Raw genomic sequence first — 16396 nt, forward strand, 5'->3', positions numbered from 1 at the left:
CAGGACGATGCATCGCCGCGTCGAGCCCGGCGAGAACCGGCCCGATGCAGGTGTAGGCCATGTTGTGCCCCACGGCGCCACCTGGTGCCCGCCGTGCCGCCAGATGACGCCGGTGATCGAACGGCTCGCCGGTGAATACGGCGGCCGGTTCCTGCTGGGCGAGGTCGACGTCGACCAGAGCCGCGCCTGGATCGACGCTCAGCTGGCGAAGGGCTGACCGATGACGTCGGAGAGAAACGCTTCGACGGCGCCGAGGTAGGTCTCCGGCGCTTCGTCGTGCACCACGTGCCCGGCGCCTTGGACGACGATGTGCCGTCCGAGGCCGCCGGGCACGCGGGCGGCCAGCTCGGCCTGCTGGCCGTGCGGCATCGCGGTCCGCTCGCCCTCGATCGCGAGCAGCGGGCATTTCACGCGTTCGACGAACTCCCAGAAATCGCGCCGTCCCCATTCCGCCGCGATCTCGTACAGGTCCGAGAGCGACGCGATCAAGTGGTAGCCGTCCTCACGTTCCTCGACGCATTCGATGAAGTAGTCGCCGGTTTCGCCGAAGAACTCGCGCACGTGGGCCAGCGACCGGAACGGGACCGGCCACGACTCGAAGTACCCGCGCCAGGTGTCCACGGTCCGGCCTCGCTGATCCGGCGCGAAATCCTCGCAGACCACGGCGCGGACAAGGCCGGGATGGATCGCCGCGGTGACCCAGGCGTGCAGGCCGCCCATCGAATGCCCGATCAGGACGGCGGGCTCGTCGAAGGTCCGCAGCACCGCGGCGACGTCGTCGGCGAACCGCTCGGTGCGCCAGGGCCCGCCGCGCGGCCCCCGTCCGTGACCACGCGCGTCGAGGCCGCGGACACGCCCGTACGGTTCGAGCCTTCGCGCGACCCGCCACCACGTCGTCGCCCTGCCCATGAGCCCGTGCAGCAGGACGATCGGCGGCCCGTCGCCGCCGAAAGTGATCAACCCGTCGCGCTGGATCACCACTAAGCTCCCCTCCATGCGCAGCCGTGTCCCCGCCGCCGGCCTGGTCCTGGGGCTGGTCTGCGCCCTGATTATCGGCTGTACCGCCGATCCTCCGCCTGCCACGCCCCCACCGCCGCCCCCGATGAACCCGGCTCCCGGCGCTTCGGGCGCGGGCGACCCGTATTACCCGATGGACGGCAACGGCGGTTACGACGCGGCCGAATACCAGGTCGGGATCACTTACGACCCCGCGAAAGGACGTCTCGACGGCGACACCACGGTGATCGCGAAAGCGACCCAAGACCTCAATCGGTACAACTTGGACTTACGCGGCTTGACGGTCCAATCCGTTGAAGTGGAGGGGAAACCGGCGAAGTTCGCGCGCGAAGGCGAATTCGAACTGGTGGTGACGCCCGCCGAGCCGATCCGGAACGGGACCACCTTCCGCACGAAGATCCTCTACGGCGGCGACCCGTCGGCGACCCCCAAGGCGGGGGGCAGCGAGAACGGCTGGCAGAAGTCGAAGGACGGCGGCGCGTTCATCGTCGGCGAGCCGCATTCGGCGTCGTTCTGGTATCCCGTCAACGAAACCCCGCGCGACAAGGCGATGTTCACCCTTACCGCGCGGGTGCCGGACGGCTGGACCGTCATCTCGAACGGGCGCGAGATCCAGAAGACCTCGGCGAACGGCTGGAGCACGACGTCCTGGCAGGAACGCACGCCCGTGGCGGCCTATCTGACCACGGTGGCGATCGACAAGTTCACCGTCGACCGGATGGCACTGCCGGACGGGACACCGGTCGTGAACGCGTACGCGCCGGGTGCCGAAGACCGGCGCGACACCGGCAGGCGGCTGCCGGAGATCATCGGCTTCCTGAGCTCGAAGTTCGGACCGTACCCGGTGGACGCGGCCGGCGGCATCTACCTCGACGAGGACATCCATTTCTCGCTGGAGACCCAGACCAGGCCCACCTATGCGAAATGGGCCGACCTGATCACCGTGGTGCACGAAACCGCACACCAGTGGTTCGGCGATTCGGTGACGCTGAATTCGTGGTCCGACATCTGCCTCAACGAGTGCCTCGCCTCGTACGCGCAATGGCTGTGGCAGGAATCGCGGGACAACGAGAACCTGGACGACCGCTACCGCGCCGCCCTGGAGATCATGGGTGGCAGCAAGGACTTCTGGGCGTCGAAACTGGTCGACATGGGAGCAGGGCAGGAGTTCCACGGCGTCTACGACAAGGGGATCCTGGCCATCCACGCGCTGCGGCGGAAGATCGGCGAAGGAGCGTTCGCGCGGCTGCTGAAGGAGTGGCCGGCGGCGTACCGGAACTCCAACGCCTCCTGGGCGGATTTCGAGGCGTTCACGATCAAGCTTTCGGAGCAGGACCTGCGGCCCTTCTTCGACGCCTGGTTCCACGGCACGACGATCCCGCCGGACGCCGAACTGCTGCCGGGCACCCTGCGAGGCTGACGCCCCCGCAATTCGTCATCTACTTGCGGCAGACGCTCCTCGCGCACTCTCGCAAGCAGGTGACGAATTGCGGTGTGGGTCAGGCACCGGGGTAGTCCGGCAGGTCGATGCCGTTCACCACGTCCCGCATCTTCCGCGAAGCCAGCGCGGCGAACGGCTTGAGCCGCATCACCCGCATCGCCAGGTAGCGCATCCGCAACGCCGTCCGCGACTTCGCGAAGATCGACTCCGCGTTGGCCCGCCCCATCTCCTGCGTCTTCTCGACGAACTCGCGCATGACCGCTTCGTAGCGTTTGAGCCCGGTGTCGAGTCCCGCGGCGAGTTCCCCGGCGAGGACGTACGCGCCGACGAACGCCAGGCTCGTGCCCTGCCCGGAGAGCGGCGAAGGGCAGAACGCGGCGTCGCCCACTAGCCCGATCCGGCCGCGCGACCAGGAGTCCATGATCACCTGGGCGCACGAGTCGAAGTAGAAGTCGGAAGCCTCGTCCAGCTGCTCCAGCAGCCAGGGCGCTTCCCACTCCATCCCTGCCGCGAACTCGCGCACCAGCGCCTTCTGCGCCTCGACGTCGCGATAGTCGTGATCCACCTTCTCCGACGCGAACCCGAAGTAGGCCATCGCCTCGTCGCCGTCGCGGATGCCACGGATCCCGGCGGACCGGCCGACGTCGTCGTAGCCGATCGCCCAGTTTCGCAGGCCGAGCCGGTTCGGCACCGAGAAGAACGCCAGGTACGAGCTCAGATGCCGGACGAACCGGGACTCGTCGCCGAAGGCCAGCGCCCGCACTCCCGAATGCAGCCCGTCGGCCCCGATGACCAGGTCGAACGTCCTCCGCGACCCGACGGCGAAGGTGACGTCGACGCCGTCGGCCCGCTCGTCCAGCGCGGTGATCCGGTCGCCGAAGACGTACTCCGTCTTCTCCTTGGTCGCCTCGTACAGGACTTCGGTCAGGTCGCCGCGCAGGATCTCGATCTCGGCGATGACGCCGTCACCGTCGAAGTCGTCGGCGCGGAGAGTCGCCTTCGCGCGGTTCTTCCCGTCGACGAGTGTCTCGCCCTTCGTGTCGGTGCACGCCGCGCGGACGCGTTCGTCCAGGCCCATCCTTCGGACGACCTCTTTGGCCGTTCCGCGCAGGTCGACGGCCTAGCCGCCGGGGCGCAGCGTCGGTGCGCGCTCCACAACGGTCACTTGGAAGCCGTACCGGGTGAGCCAGAAGGCCGACACCGGTCCGGCGACACTCGCTCCGGAGATGAGGATCTTGGTGTCAGCCATCCCCTGGGAAGGTCCCACGCATCACATCGCGGCGCAAAAGAGTTTCGTCGTAGGCTGGCGGCATGGCTGTCGTGAAGATCAACGCGATCGAGGTACCCGAAGGCGCAGGCCCCGAGCTGGAGAAGCGGTTCGCCGCGCGGCTGCACGCCGTCGACAACCAGCCGGGCTTCCTCGGCTTCGAGCTGCTCCGCCCGGTCTCCGGCGAGTCCCGCTACTTCGTCTACACCAAGTGGGAGTCCGAAGAGGCGTACCAGGCGTGGGCGTCCGGCCCGGCGCGTGAGGCGCACGCGGGCGAGCGCGCGAAGCCGGTCTCCAGCGGCGCGAATCTGCTGGAATTCGAGGTCGTCCAGGCTTCTGAGCCGGGTGAGTGAGCTCGAACGAGCCGCGGAACTGATCGACGGCGCCGGCGCGCTGCTCGTCTGCGCCGGCGCCGGGATGGGTGTCGACTCCGGCCTGCCCGATTTCCGGGGTGACGAGGGTTTCTGGAAGGCGTATCCGCCGTACGAGCGGCTGGGCATCAGCTTCGTCGAACTCGCCGACCCACGGCATTTCGCCGAAGATCCCGGACTGGCCTGGGGTTTCTACGGGCACCGGCTCGCGCTGTACCGCGCCACCGTCCCGCACGACGGCTTCGGTCTCCTGCTGTCCTGGGGAGCGCGCAAACCCGGCGGCACGCGCGCCTTCACGTCCAATGTGGACGGACAGTTCCAGAAGGCGGGCTACCCGCACGTCGCCGAAGCGCACGGGTCCATCCACCACTTGCAGTGTCTTGCCGAATGCACCGGCGAGATCTGGCCCGCCGACGACCTCGACGTCCCGATCGAAGAAGACACGATGCGCGCGCTGGAGCCGTTGCCGTCCTGCCCGCGCTGCGGTGGCCTGGCCCGGCCCAACATCCTGATGTTCGGCGACTACGACTGGCTCGGCAGGCGTAGCCAGGCCCAACTCGACGAGCTGACCGCGTGGCGTCGCACGCATCGCGGCCTCGTGGTGGTGGAACTCGGCGCCGGACAGGCCGTGCCGACGGTGCGGCGCTATTCGGAACTGGCCAGCGCCGCGACCGGTGCGCTGATCCGGATCAACCCGCGCGAGCCGCAGGTCCGGCACGGTCGCGGCGTCTCGCTCGCGAGCAACGGCCTCGAAACACTCAGGGCTCTGGACGCGCTGCTCACCTCGTGAGTGGCGATTCGGGTTCTAACCCGAATCGCCACTCACGAGCCTCAAGGCAGCACGACCTCCGCGTAGACGGCGTCGTGATCGCTACCGGGCGTCTCCAGCACCTTGAAGTCCGCGATGGCCGTCCGCTTGTCCGCCAGCACGTGGTCGATCGGCACCGGCGGCACCATCCCGTTCGTCCAGGTGCCCTGCAACGCCTTCCCCAGCTGATCGGCCGCGTCCACGTATCCCCTGGTCAGCAGCTCACGGAAGAGCGCGTGGTCGAGGCTGGCGTTGAAGTCGCCCGCCAGGATCCGGATGTCGTGTTCGGCGTCGGCATACGGCAGGTCCTTGGCCTCGTCGACCCACGCGTGCCTGTCCCACATCGGCGCCGACGGATGGACCGCGACGACCTCGATCCGCACGCCGTCGCCGAGGTCCACGCTCGCGCTGGGCTGTTTCTCGTCCGAATCGCCGCTCAGTTTCAGCGGCGTGAGCGGGTACTTCGACACCAGCCCGGAGCCGTACGCCCACTCGGCCGGGTGCAGCACGTGGTACGGCAGCAGGTCGAAGAGCCCGGCCCGGTCCAGCCCGGTGATCGACTCGGGCGTCATCTCGGTCAGGCTCAGGACGTCGACCTGGTGTTCCTTCACGTAGCCGACGATCACGGCCGGATCCGCCTGGCCGCCGAGCAGGTTCGACGCCAGTACGCGGACGTGCTTCCCGCCCAGCGCCTTCTGCTCACCTCCGAACGCGCGAGGCAGCACCATCGACGCGATCGTGCAGGTCAGTACCAGCGCGACGGCCGCGGTCCACCAGCGGCGAAGTCCCAACGCCAGGATCCCGAGCACCAGCGTCGCGATGCCGGCGTACGGCGTCAGCGCGAGCGCCGCGATCGTGTAGGTGTTGCCGTCGTAGCCCACCAGCCGCAGCGCCGTCAGCACCGCGAACGGCACGATCGCCGCGATGAGCAGCCCACCGGCCAGCTTCCGCCCGGTACCCCGGCGCGCCGGTCGGACCACCCGTTCTTCGATCACCATGACGTCGAGTATGCCGATCACCGGCGTCTCGGCGGCGGTCTCCACAACACCTCCACAACCTCCTCACGCCGCGTCTACCAGCGCGTATCAGGTCCTGTCAGGTCCTGCCAGCGCTTTGTGCGCGCTCTGACAGGCGCGGCGTGCACCTTTGTCCACGGGGCGAGATCCACAGGAGGAAACGATGACTCACGCGATCAGGGCCGAGGGCCTGGTCAAACACTATGGGGAGACGAAGGCGCTCGACGGGGTCGATCTGGAGGTCCCGGCGGGCAAGGTGGTCGGGGTGCTCGGGCCGAACGGCGCGGGGAAGACGACCGCCGTCCGGATCCTGGCCACCTTGATCCGGCCGGACCGCGGCCACGCGAGCGTCTTCGGCCACGACGTCGTCAAGAACCCGATGGCGGTCCGGAGCATGATCGGGCTGACCGGGCAGTACGCGTCGGTCGACGAGGACCTTTCCGGTACGGAGAACCTCGTGCTGATCGGCAGGCTGCTGGAGTTCTCGAGGGCGGACGCGAAGAAGCGCGCGGCCGAGCTGCTGGAGCGGTTCGAGCTGACCGGCGCCGCCGGGCGCGCGATCAAGACCTACTCGGGCGGGATGCGGCGGCGGCTCGACCTCGCCGCGAGCCTGGTCGGCCGTCCCAAGGTGCTGTACCTGGACGAGCCGACCACCGGGCTCGACCCGCACGCCCGCAACGAGGTCTGGGCCGTGGTCCGGACGCTGGTCGCGGACGGCACGACGGTGCTACTCACCACGCAGTACCTGGAGGAGGCCGATCAGCTGGCCGACACGATCACCGTGTTCGACCACGGTCAGGTCGTGGCGAACGGGCGGGCCGACGAGCTCAAGCGGCGGACCGGCGGCCAGACGCTGCAGGTCCGGCCGAGCGCGCTCGGCGACCTCGACGCCGTCGAGCGCATCCTGGCCGGGCTCACCGGGACCCGGCCGAACCGGGACGACGACACCGGGCTGCTCACCGCGCCCGTCGCCGACCCCGTCCTGCTGTCCACCTTGGTCCGCAAGCTGGACGAGGCCGGGATCACCGCGGACGAGCTGGCGCTGCGGCTGCCCAGCCTCGACGAGGTGTTCCTCGCGCTGACCGGCAAGAAGACCGGCCAGTCCACAAAGGACACGACTCCGGAAGGGAGCCTGGTATGACGACCATCGCGATGCCCGCACCACCACGGCACGTTTCACCGTCGAGCAGTGTGCGGCACGGGCTTTCCCTTGCCTGGCGCGGGATCCTGAAGATCCGCAAGAACCCGGAACAGCTGGCCGACGTCACCATCGCGCCGATCATCTTCCTGGTCATGTTCGTCTACCTGTTCGGTGGCGCGATCATGGGCAGTACGGAGAGCTACCTCCAGAACATCGTGCCCGGCATCATGGTGTTCAACATCCTGCAGGCCAGCATGACCGTCGGCGTCCAGCTGAACACCGACGTCACCAAGGGCGTGTTCGACCGGTTCCGGGCCATGCCGATCGCCCGGTCCGCGCCGCTGATCGGCGCCGTACTGGCCGACATCGTGCGGTACCTGGTGTGCATCGCCGTGCTGATGGTCGTGGCGACGATCATGGGTTACCGGATCCAGACCGGACCGGCCGAGTTCGCGCTGGCGATCGTGCTCGTGATCGCGTTCGCGCTGGCGTTCTGCTGGGCTTCGGTGTTCGTCGGGATGCTGGTGAAGAGCCCCGGCGCGGTGCAGGGCCTGATGTTCGTGGTGCTGATGCCGCTGACCTTCGGCAGCAACGTGTTCGTGGGGACGAGCACCATGCCCGGCTGGCTGAAGGCCTGGGCCGACATCAGCCCGGTGACGCAGATGTCCGACGTCCTGCGCGGGCTGATGAACGGCGGACCGGTCGCCGGGCCGCTGACCGGGGCGCTGATCTGGATGGCGGCAGCGATCGCGGTCTTCTTCCCGCTCGCCACGTGGGCTTACCGGAAGCGCGTCTGACGGGGGTCAGGGGGAGCGCGCGTGGGTCGTGAGTGGCGTTTCGGGTTCTAACCCGAAACGCCACTCACGACCCCATCTCGGCGCTGATCCAGGCCACCAGGTCCGGACGCGACAGTCCGGCGTCCTGCACGAGCAGCTCTTCGTAGCGCTCCTCGCCGAAGTGCTCCTTCAGGTCTTCGATGAGTTGCCGGATCCCGGGTTCCCCGAGGTCCTGCCTGCCGCGCAGGAGCTTCGCCGCGCCGAGCAGCCGGACAGCCGCCTCAGGCCGCCCCTGCCGGAACCGGACCAGCCCGCAGACCTCGACGATCCGCCCGAGATCGGGCATGTCGCCGCGTTCCGCGGTGGACTTCACGACGATCGCGGCACCGCGCTCGGCACCGTCCAGATCTCCGGTGGCCAGCGCGATCTCCGTGTCGATGTACCCGCCGTACTCGTCGCCGAACATGCCCGGCATCGGCACCGTCTCCATCAGCTCCCGGAACCGGGCGCCGACCGCGCGTGCCTCGTCGACGCGTCCGGCGCGGCAGAGCAGATCGGCCTTCCCCACCAGCACCATCACCGCGAGCTGGTCGTTGCCCGTGTCGATCGCGTAGCGCTCCGCGTCGCGCATCTCGCGCATCGCCGTGTCGAGGTCACCGGCCCGCGCGTACTCCGTCGCGAGCCGCCAGCGCTGCTGGATCACGTCGTCCTGCGACCCCAGTTCGAGCGCGAGGTCGAGGCCTCGCCGGTACAGCGCGAGCGCGGCGTCGTGATCGCCCGACATCGAGATGTCGCTCGCCTTCATGCCCACGGCCATCGCGGTTCCCCAGCGGTCGCCCACGGCCGTGAACCCTTCGTAGGCCCTGTCCCTGGCCATGTCCGCGCCCTCGGGGTCGCCGTCGTCGGCGAGGATGAAGCTGCACGCCCACGACCCCGCCGACCTTGCCCACGGGTCCGGGCTCGCCAGCGCCCTCTCGACCTCGCGATGCGCGAGTTCCTTGTTCTGGCTGAAGAAGGCCAGCATCGGCAGGCCGATGGCCAGCCCGGCGAACCGGGTGTGCGCGTTCGTCCGCACGCAGTCTTCGATGAGTTCCCGCACGGCTTCGCGGTCGCCGGCTCCCGGCACCATCGAGGTGATCTCGCCCATCGCCCGGAACGCGGCGGCGAAGTCCTCCTCCAGCCGGTCGCCGAAACCGAGCACTTCGGCGACGAAGGACTCGACTCGGTCGCTGTCGCCCTTCACCAGCCAGTACCAGAAGGTGTTCCCGAACAGGCGCGTCGCCATTTCCGCGTCGCCCGCGTCGATGGCCTGGCGAAGCGCTGTCACGATGTTGCCGTGTTCCGCGTCGTAGCGGGAGATGGCGACGAGCTGATCCGCGGTCCGCAGCATCGGCTCCAGCCGCTCGGCGAGCTGGGCGTAGTAGCGGTGATAAGCCTTTGTGAGCTGTTCTCGCTCTTGGGCCTCGTCGAGCCGTTCCGCCGCGTACGCCCGGATGGTCTCCAGCATGCGGTACCGCGGCTCGCCGTGATCGCCGGTGATCGCGTCCACAATGGACTTCTCGACGAGCGATCCGAGGACGTACAGGACGTCTTCGGCGGCCAGGCCGTCTCCGGCGCAGACACCTTCGACGGCTTCGACCTCGGCACCCGCCCCGAATACCGAAAGCCGCCTGGCGAGCACGCGCTCGGTGTCGTCGAGCAGATCCCAGCTCCACTCGACGACGGCACGCAGTGTGCGCTGCCTCGGCAACGCCGTCCGGCTGCCTGAGGTCAGCAGGCGGAACCGGTCGTCGAGACGCTGCGAGATCTGCGCGACGGTCATCGACCGCAGCCGCGCGGCGGCCAGTTCCAGCGCCAGCGGCATGCCGTCGAGCCGTCGGCAGATCTGCGCGACCGCGTCCACAGTGGACTCGTCGAGGAGGAAGTCCGGGCGCACGGCCACCGCCCTGTCGACGAACAGCCGGATCGCGCCCGCCTCGGCCGCCTGCGGGACGGTCGGCGTCCCGTCCGGGACGGACAGCGGGCCGAGCGGGCACAGCGTCTCTCCGTCGATGGCCAGCGCCTCGCGGCTCGTCGCGAGGATGCGCAGCGTCGGCACGCGGCGCAGCAGGGTGTTCGCCAGCTCCGCGGCCGCGTCGACCAGATGCTCGCAGTTGTCCAGCACCAGCACCGACTCGCCGGCGCCGAGCGTCTCCACGACCCTGGCCAGCGCGTCCACCGGACGCCGCATCGGATCGCCGCCGTGCGAAAGGCCGAGATCCCACAGCTCCAGGGCGGCGAAGACCGCGCCGGGCAGGTCGCCGGGGTCGCGGACGCCGGCGAGCGGCACGAACCAGACGCGTCCCCGCGCGTGGGCCGGATGCCGCGTCGCGACCTCGGTGGCCAGCCGGGTCGTCGCGACGCCGCCGGACCCGACGAGCGTCACCAGCCGCGCGCCCGCGAGGAGCTCGGCGACCAGCTTCAACTCGTCGTCACGGCCGACGAAACTGGTCAGCCGGACCGGAAGGTGATCGACGGCCGCGGGCGGCGGGCCGAGCTCACCACGCAAAGCGGCGAGATGGATCTCCTGGAGTTCGGCCGACGGGTCGACGCCGAGCTGGTCGGCCAGCGCCGCGCGGACCTCCTCGTAGGCGGCGAGGGCGTCGGACTGCCGGTCCGCCGCGCACAACGCCCGGATCCACAGCCCGGCGAGCCGTTCACGCAGCGGATTCCGGGCGGCCGCCTCCTTCAGATCCGCCAGCACCCGCCCGTGCCCACCGAGCCGGATCTCCGCTTCGAAGCGATCTTCGACGGCTTCGATCCGCAGATCCTCCAACCGGGTCGCCGGTGCCTGCGCGAAAGAGGCTTCGAGCACGTCGGACAGCGCTTGACCACGCCAGAGCCCGAGCGCTTCGGCGAGGACCGCGGCCGCACCGGCGTCCCGGCCCGCCGCCAACTCCGCGCGGCCCTCCGCCGCCAGCCGTTCGAAGCGAAACACGTCGACGTCCTCGCGGGCGACGTCCAGCCGATAGCCGCCAGGGCCGGAGTCGAGAGCGACGCCATCGGCACGCAGGACCTTGCGCAACCGCGAGACCAGCGACTGCAACGCGTTCGCCGCGTCGGCAGGCGGTTCCGCGCCCCAGAGACCGTCGACGAGGGCCGTCGCCGGGACCGCGCGGCCGGCGTCCAGCGCGAGCCTGGCCAAGAGCATGCGGAGGCGGGCACCGCCGATGTCGACCGGGGTGCCGTCACCGGCCTCCGCTCCGACCGGGCCCAGCAGCGTCACACGCACGCCCCCAGCTTTCCAGAAGCCGCAAACGGATAGCCCCATCAGGCTGTGTCTCTCAAAGCGGGCTGTCGGGGTTCCGGACTCCGATCAGGCGACGGAAGTGGGGATTATCCGGGCACGAAGGATCTTTCCGGGCGGACGGCCGAGGTCACGGCGCTACGTTTCTGACCAAGTGTTCGTGACCGAGTCACAGCCGATCGACTGGGAGCGTGAATGAGGTACCGGAGTACGGCCGTCATCGCCGCCGTTCTGGCCGCGAGTGTCCTCGGCGGCGGGACCGCCCTCGCCGACACCGGGAAACCCGGCGCCGACGGCGCGGGCGACAGCTACTACCCGCAGGACGGCAACGGCGGCTACGACGTCGGCGACTACAACCTGAAAATCGGCTACGAGCCCGCCACCAAACAGCTCACCGGCCTCCAGACGATCACCGGCCGGACCTCCCAGGCGCTGAGTTCGTTCAATCTCGACCTGCGCGGGCTGACCGTCGACTCGGTCAAGGTCAACGGCCGAAAGGCGGCCTTCACCCGTACCGGTGACCACGAACTCGTGATCACCCCGGCGCGGTCACTGCGGAACCACGAGCGGTTCACCGCCGAGATCGCCTACCACGGCGTCCCGCGGCCGATCGAGGATCCGTCACTGGGCGAGAACGGCTGGCAGTACGCGAAATCCGGCGGCGCGTTCGTCGCGGGCGAGCCGAAATCCGCGACCACCTGGTACCCGGTCAACGACACCCCGCGGGACAAGGCGACCTTCCACCTCGCGGTCACCGTTCCCTCGGAATGGGGCGTCATTTCGAACGGCCGCGAGCGCGGGCAGTTCGCTTCGGGGAAGAACACCACGTACGTCTGGGCAGAAGAGACCCCGGCCGTGCCGTACATGACGACGGTCGCGATCGACAAATGGGAGTTCGAGCGGACGAAGCTGTCCGACGGCACCCCTGTCGTCAACGCCTACGCCCCCGGCACCCCCGCGGCGACGAAGGAGGCCGAGGCGCGGCTGCCGGAGATCATCGACTTCCTGGCGTCGAAGTTCGGGCGCTACCCGGTGGACGCGGCGGGCGGCATCTTCCTCGCCGAGCCGATCGGCTTCTCCCTGGAGACGCTGAGCAGGCCGATCTACTCGGGCGCGGCGGGCAACGTCCCGACGATCGTGCACGAGAACGCCCACCAGTGGTGGGGCGACTCGGTCGCCGTCGACAAGTGGAAGGACGTCTGCCTCAACGAATGCTTCGCCTCGTACGCGGAATGGCTTTGGTCCGAGGCGAAGTCGGGGCAGGACCTCAAGGCGCGCTACCTGACCGCCGTGCAGAAGGCGACGGACCGGTTCTGGGCAGGGAAGCTGTACGACATGGGGCCCGGCAACGAGTTCACGTACGTCTACTCGAAGGGCCCGGTGGCACTCCACGCGCTGAAGAACTACATCGGCGCGGCGCCGTTCGACCGCGTCCTGAAGACGTGGCCCGCCATCCACCGCGACGGCAACGCGAGCCTGCCGGAGTTCCAGAAGTTCGCCGAACGCGTCGCGCACAAGGACCTCCAGGGCTTCTTCGACGCGTGGTTCTACGGCAACGCCAAACCGGCGCCCGAGTTCCTCTACCCGGGAGACCTCAAGCCTGCTGCCTGACCGTCGTCACACGTTAGGGTGAGGGCATGACGTCAGTGCTCCTCACCGGTTTCGAACCGTTCGGCGGTGAGCGGGTGAACCCGTCGTGGCAGGCGGTTTCCCTGCTCACCGGCCGGCGGCACGACGCCGTTGCCGTCGAACTGCCGTGCGTGTTCTCGCGTTCGCTGGTCACCTTGCGCGACGCGATCGACGAGTACCGGCCGGAACTGGTGGTCTGCGTCGGACAGGCGGGCGGCCGCCCCGGCGTCACCCCGGAACGCGTCGCGATCAACCTGATCGACGCCCGCATCCCGGACAACGCGGGCTCACAACCCGTCGACGTCCCGGTGATCCCCGGCGGGCCCAACGCGTACTTCACCACTCTGCCGGTGAAAGCGTGTGTCGCGGCGATCGAGCACGCGGGACTTCCCGCGTCGGTCTCGCACACCGCCGGGACTTACGTGTGCAACCAGGTCTTCTACGGGCTGATGCACTTGCTGGACAACGACTTTCCCGGCGTACGCGGCGGTTTCGTGCACGTGCCGTACACCCCGGAGCAGGCCGCGCGGACGACCGCGCCGAGCCTGGCCGTGCACCGCGCGGCGGAGGCGCTGGAGATCATCGTGGACACCGCGCTTTCGGTGACCGAGGATCTCTCGACACCGGCGGGCACCCTGCACTGATCAGGGCTTGAGCTGTGCGGTGAAGAACTCGACCATCTCCGCGGTCGTGCGCGAGGTGCCGTCGCTGCGGGTCGAGACGAGCATCGCGCTCAACGGCGCGTCTTCGGTCCCGAAGAGCACGATGCCGCTTCGCTTGCCCGCGCCCGCCAAGTACCGCCCACGGAGCCCGTCGGCCGCCCAAGTGCCCTCCACGGGCTTGCCCTTGGTCATCCGCTGCCGGACGCCGTCCTCCAGACCGGTCATCGCGACGCCCTGGTAATAGTTGATCGCGTTCGACGCCTTGTCATCCTTGAAAACACAGGTGACCGCCGACGACGCCCCCACCGTGGCGGCCGCGTCCGGCGCCTCCCGGCAGTCGTCCCCCTTCGGGACGACCGCGGCGATCCGGCGGAGGCAGTCCGTGAACCCCTGCGCGTCCTTCGTCCCCGGCTGGTCGCAGCTCACCGGTTTCGCCGGAGCCGGTCCGGCGACCGGCGCTTCCTCGCCGCCGCCGAGCAGGACGATCGTCGTCACGATCGCCGCGAGGGCGAGCACGATGACGCCGTACGTCGTGGGCTTCTGCCAGCTCCGGCCCGGCGGGGGCGGAGGCGGCGTCCAGCGCGGCGGCTGCGGGCGCCGCGGTTGTTGTTGCTGCACTGGCTGTTGCCGCACCGGCGGCGCGACCGGCGCGAAGGCGGGCACGGTCAGCTGGGAGTCCTCGCCACCCGCGGGCACGTGGTGGAGCCCGAACGCGACCGCCGTCTCCGGCTGATCCTGCGTGGTCGGCGCGATCCTGAGCTGATTCGCCAGCAGACTCGCCAGCAACGGCATCCGGCTCGGCCCGCCGACGAGGTAGACGCCGCCGAGCCGGTCCGGGGACAGCCCGGCGCGGCGGATCGTGGTGGCCAGCAGCTCGGCGCTGCGCAGGAAACTCGGCCGGACGAGCGCTTCGAGCTCCGTCCGCGTCACCCGCACGTCGCCGAACGGCTCCGGCATCGGGATCTCGGTCTGCTGGTGCCGGGACAGGCTTTCCTTGGCGTCACGGACATCCTGCAGCAACGACCGGCGCGTCCGGCGGTCGCTGACCGACTGCGGGCGCAGGATCCGTTGCCACCGCGCGGGTTCGGAATGCGACACCTCGCGGCCGATGTGCACCAGCAGCGCCTGGTCGATGTCGAGACTGCCGAGATCGGGCAGGCCGTCCTCGGCGAGCACGGCGAACCCCTGCGCACTGACACCGACGACCGCGCAGTCGAAGGTGCCCGCCCCGAGGTCGTACACCGCGATCGGACCGGGCGGCCGCTGACCGTGGTTGAGGGAGGCGTAATGCGCGGCCGCGGCGACCGGCTCGGGAATGAGCACCGTCGTGGGAAAACCGGCCTTGAGCGCGGCGTCGCGGAGGATCTGCTTGCGATCCGGGCCCCAGCCCGCGGGATGGGAGATCCGCACCTGCGCGGGCAGGCGCTGGAGGAGCAGCTCGGCCTCTTCGCCGACCCGGCGCAGGACCGCGGCGAAGGCGTCGGCGATCGGCAGCGTGACCTCACCGAGCTGGAGAGCGCCCTCGTCGATGCGCCGCTTCGGATTCGCCTCGAACCGGCTCGGATCCAGCCGGGCCCGGCGTTCGGCGTCGCGGCCGACGAAGACGGTGCCGTCCTTGTCGACGTAGATCGCGGACGACATCGTCACCGACCCGTCGATCTCGACGACCTGCGTCCCCCTGCCGTGGATCGAAAGCACCCCCACCGTGCTGGAGGTACCGAAATCGATCGCCAGAACGTCCACCTGACCCCCTCCCGGACCCGAAGGCATCGTCTCACGTCCCCCGATCACGCGAGTTCCGCCTCTGATCACGCGAGTTACGTCCCCAATCACGCGAGTTACGTCCCTGATCACGCGTGTCGTCCGTCTGATCACGTGAGTTCCCCATCCACGCACGCAGGCCCTCTGCGCGGAAAGGCGAACTCACGTGATTGGGCGCGTAACTCGCGTGATCGGGAGTCCGGAACGCGTCAGACTGCGGTCGAAATGGTGACGTCGTGATCGTCGAAATCGGCGACCACCCGCATCCGGCCGCCCAAGGCGACGATGTACCTGCGGAGCGTGTCCAGTTCCATCTGGCTCGGATCGCCCTGCTCGAGCTGGCTGATCCGCGGCTGGCTCACGCCCATCCGCTTGGCGACCTCGGCCTGACTCAGCCCCACGTCCTCGCGCAGTTCCGACAGTCGAAAGCCGAGAACGTACGCCTGAGTGGCTTCTCGCGCCTCGGCCCGCGCGGCTTCGACGTCGCGGCCCGCCTCACGATCCGCGGCGAGCTTTTCGGCCTTGACCTCTTTCCAGGACCGACCCATTTCAGCATTCCTCCATCGCGTCCAGATGCCGCCGGTATCGCTCCTCCGCGATCGGGATGTTGACGTCGTACCACCGTTTCCAGTTTCCGGCCTTGTCACCGGCCACCAGAAGCACGGCCCTGCGCAACGGATCGAAGACGAACAGGATCCTGATCTCGGTGTGCCCAGCCGACGCCGGGCGCAGCTCTTTCAAGTTGTGCCTGCGCGAGCCACTGATCCGGTCGACCAGTGGCCGTCCGAGTCGCGGTCCTTCACGAGCCAGCATGTCGATCGCCTCTTCGACCCGGTCGGCCGTACGCGGTTCTTCCCGGCACAACGCCGCGAACCAGCGATCCACTTCGTCGTGAAGTTCGATCTCCCACTGCATCAGGCGACCATAATGTAGACCTTATATCGATCAGGGCGCGAAGGCCAGAGTTCCCACGGAGGTGCGCTTCCACCACTGAATGTTCCGCAGATGCAATGCCTCGCCACTCACGAGTCGTCCGTCTGATCACGCGAGTTCCGGGTCCAATCACGCGAGTTACGTCCCTGATCACGTGAGTTCCCCATCCACGCACGCAGGCCCTCTGCGCGGAAAGGTGAACTCACGTGATCAGGCGCGTAACTCGCGTGATCAGACGGACGACTCGCGTGATTGAGCGGACGACACGCGTGATCGGGGCGCGAACGC

Annotated in this window: 16 protein-coding genes; 8 read left to right on the forward strand and 8 right to left on the reverse strand. The window is 69.0% G+C overall.

Going from position 1 to position 16396, the window contains the following annotated elements:
* Window positions 1-103 precede the first annotated feature (103 nt).
* Window positions 104-217, forward strand: coding sequence for a hypothetical protein (locus DL990_RS41670; protein ID WP_233620352.1), 114 nt, complete (start codon window positions 104-106; stop codon window positions 215-217).
* Here DL990_RS41670 and DL990_RS00085 read toward each other — a convergent pair.
* A complete protein-coding gene (locus DL990_RS00085) occupies window positions 199-996 on the reverse strand; it encodes an alpha/beta fold hydrolase (RefSeq protein ID WP_125797560.1) in 798 nt (265 codons plus the stop codon). The genes DL990_RS41670 and DL990_RS00085 overlap by 19 nt on opposite strands.
* Here DL990_RS00085 and DL990_RS00090 point away from each other — a divergent pair.
* Window positions 995-2437 (forward strand): M1 family metallopeptidase, encoded by a 1443-nt coding sequence (locus DL990_RS00090; protein WP_233620353.1) that lies wholly within the window; start codon window positions 995-997, stop codon window positions 2435-2437. The genes DL990_RS00085 and DL990_RS00090 overlap by 2 nt on opposite strands.
* Window positions 2438-2516: 79 nt before the next feature.
* Here the strand turns inward: DL990_RS00090 and DL990_RS00095 are convergent, their stop codons facing one another.
* A complete protein-coding gene (locus DL990_RS00095; RefSeq protein WP_370451222.1) occupies window positions 2517-3536 on the reverse strand; it encodes an FAD-dependent monooxygenase in 1020 nt (339 codons plus the stop codon).
* Window positions 3537-3578: 42 nt separating this feature from the next.
* Window positions 3579-3707 (reverse strand): hypothetical protein, encoded by a 129-nt coding sequence (locus DL990_RS42285; RefSeq protein ID WP_305015699.1) that lies wholly within the window; start codon window positions 3705-3707, stop codon window positions 3579-3581.
* A 62-nt stretch (window positions 3708-3769) separates the two neighbouring features.
* Between DL990_RS42285 and DL990_RS00100 the strand changes: the two genes are divergently transcribed.
* Together DL990_RS00100 and DL990_RS00105 are read left to right on the forward strand one after the other, a co-directional pair.
* A complete protein-coding gene (locus DL990_RS00100; RefSeq protein WP_125786143.1) occupies window positions 3770-4078 on the forward strand; it encodes an antibiotic biosynthesis monooxygenase in 309 nt (102 codons plus the stop codon).
* Window positions 4071-4886, forward strand: a complete 816-nt coding sequence (locus DL990_RS00105) for a Sir2 family NAD-dependent protein deacetylase (RefSeq protein ID WP_125797561.1) — start codon at window positions 4071-4073, stop codon at window positions 4884-4886. The genes DL990_RS00100 and DL990_RS00105 overlap by 8 nt, the downstream gene beginning before the upstream one ends.
* A gap of 41 nt (window positions 4887-4927) precedes the next feature.
* Here the strand turns inward: DL990_RS00105 and DL990_RS00110 are convergent, their stop codons facing one another.
* The gene (locus DL990_RS00110) at window positions 4928-5947 is read right to left on the reverse strand and encodes an endonuclease/exonuclease/phosphatase family protein (RefSeq protein ID WP_125797562.1); all 1020 of its coding nucleotides are present in this window, start codon (window positions 5945-5947) and stop codon (window positions 4928-4930) included.
* Between the two features lie 136 nt (window positions 5948-6083).
* Here DL990_RS00110 and DL990_RS00115 point away from each other — a divergent pair, with 136 nt between their 5' ends.
* Window positions 6084-7061: an ATP-binding cassette domain-containing protein gene (locus DL990_RS00115; RefSeq protein WP_125797563.1), complete on the forward strand. Its 978-nt coding sequence runs from the start codon at window positions 6084-6086 to the stop codon at window positions 7059-7061.
* Window positions 7058-7858: an ABC transporter permease gene (locus DL990_RS00120; RefSeq protein ID WP_125786147.1), complete on the forward strand. Its 801-nt coding sequence runs from the start codon at window positions 7058-7060 to the stop codon at window positions 7856-7858. Before DL990_RS00115 ends, DL990_RS00120 begins: the two co-directional genes overlap by 4 nt.
* 64 nt (window positions 7859-7922) lie before the next feature.
* Here the strand turns inward: DL990_RS00120 and DL990_RS00125 are convergent, their stop codons facing one another.
* On the reverse strand, window positions 7923-11108 hold the full coding sequence (locus tag DL990_RS00125) for a BTAD domain-containing putative transcriptional regulator (RefSeq protein ID WP_125797564.1): 3186 nt from the start codon (window positions 11106-11108) through the stop codon (window positions 7923-7925).
* Window positions 11109-11318: 210 nt separating this feature from the next.
* Here DL990_RS00125 and DL990_RS00130 point away from each other — a divergent pair, with 210 nt between their 5' ends.
* Together DL990_RS00130 and pcp are read left to right on the forward strand one after the other, a co-directional pair.
* A complete protein-coding gene (locus DL990_RS00130; RefSeq protein ID WP_125797565.1) occupies window positions 11319-12734 on the forward strand; it encodes a M1 family metallopeptidase in 1416 nt (471 codons plus the stop codon).
* 26 nt (window positions 12735-12760) lie between these two features.
* On the forward strand, window positions 12761-13396 hold the full coding sequence (pcp, locus tag DL990_RS00135; RefSeq protein ID WP_125786150.1) for a pyroglutamyl-peptidase I: 636 nt from the start codon (window positions 12761-12763) through the stop codon (window positions 13394-13396).
* Here the strand turns inward: pcp and DL990_RS00140 are convergent, their stop codons facing one another.
* The 3 genes from DL990_RS00140 to DL990_RS00150 all read right to left on the reverse strand — a co-directional run bounded on the left by DL990_RS00140 (window position 13397) and on the right by DL990_RS00150 (window position 16090).
* Window positions 13397-15157, reverse strand: coding sequence for an Hsp70 family protein (locus DL990_RS00140; protein ID WP_125797566.1), 1761 nt, complete (start codon window positions 15155-15157; stop codon window positions 13397-13399). It abuts the gene before it with no gap.
* A gap of 227 nt (window positions 15158-15384) precedes the next feature.
* Complete coding sequence (locus DL990_RS00145; protein ID WP_125786152.1) at window positions 15385-15723, reverse strand: XRE family transcriptional regulator; 339 nt, start codon at window positions 15721-15723, stop codon at window positions 15385-15387.
* Between the two features lies 1 nt (window position 15724).
* Window positions 15725-16090 carry a type II toxin-antitoxin system RelE/ParE family toxin gene (locus tag DL990_RS00150; protein ID WP_125797567.1) on the reverse strand — a complete coding sequence of 122 codons (366 nt, stop codon included), beginning with the start codon at window positions 16088-16090 and terminating at the stop codon, window positions 15725-15727.
* Between the last annotated feature and the right edge of the window lie 306 nt (window positions 16091-16396).

It is taken from the genome of Amycolatopsis sp. WAC 01416 (assembly GCF_003947485.1).
GTDB lineage: Bacteria > Actinomycetota > Actinomycetes > Mycobacteriales > Pseudonocardiaceae > Amycolatopsis.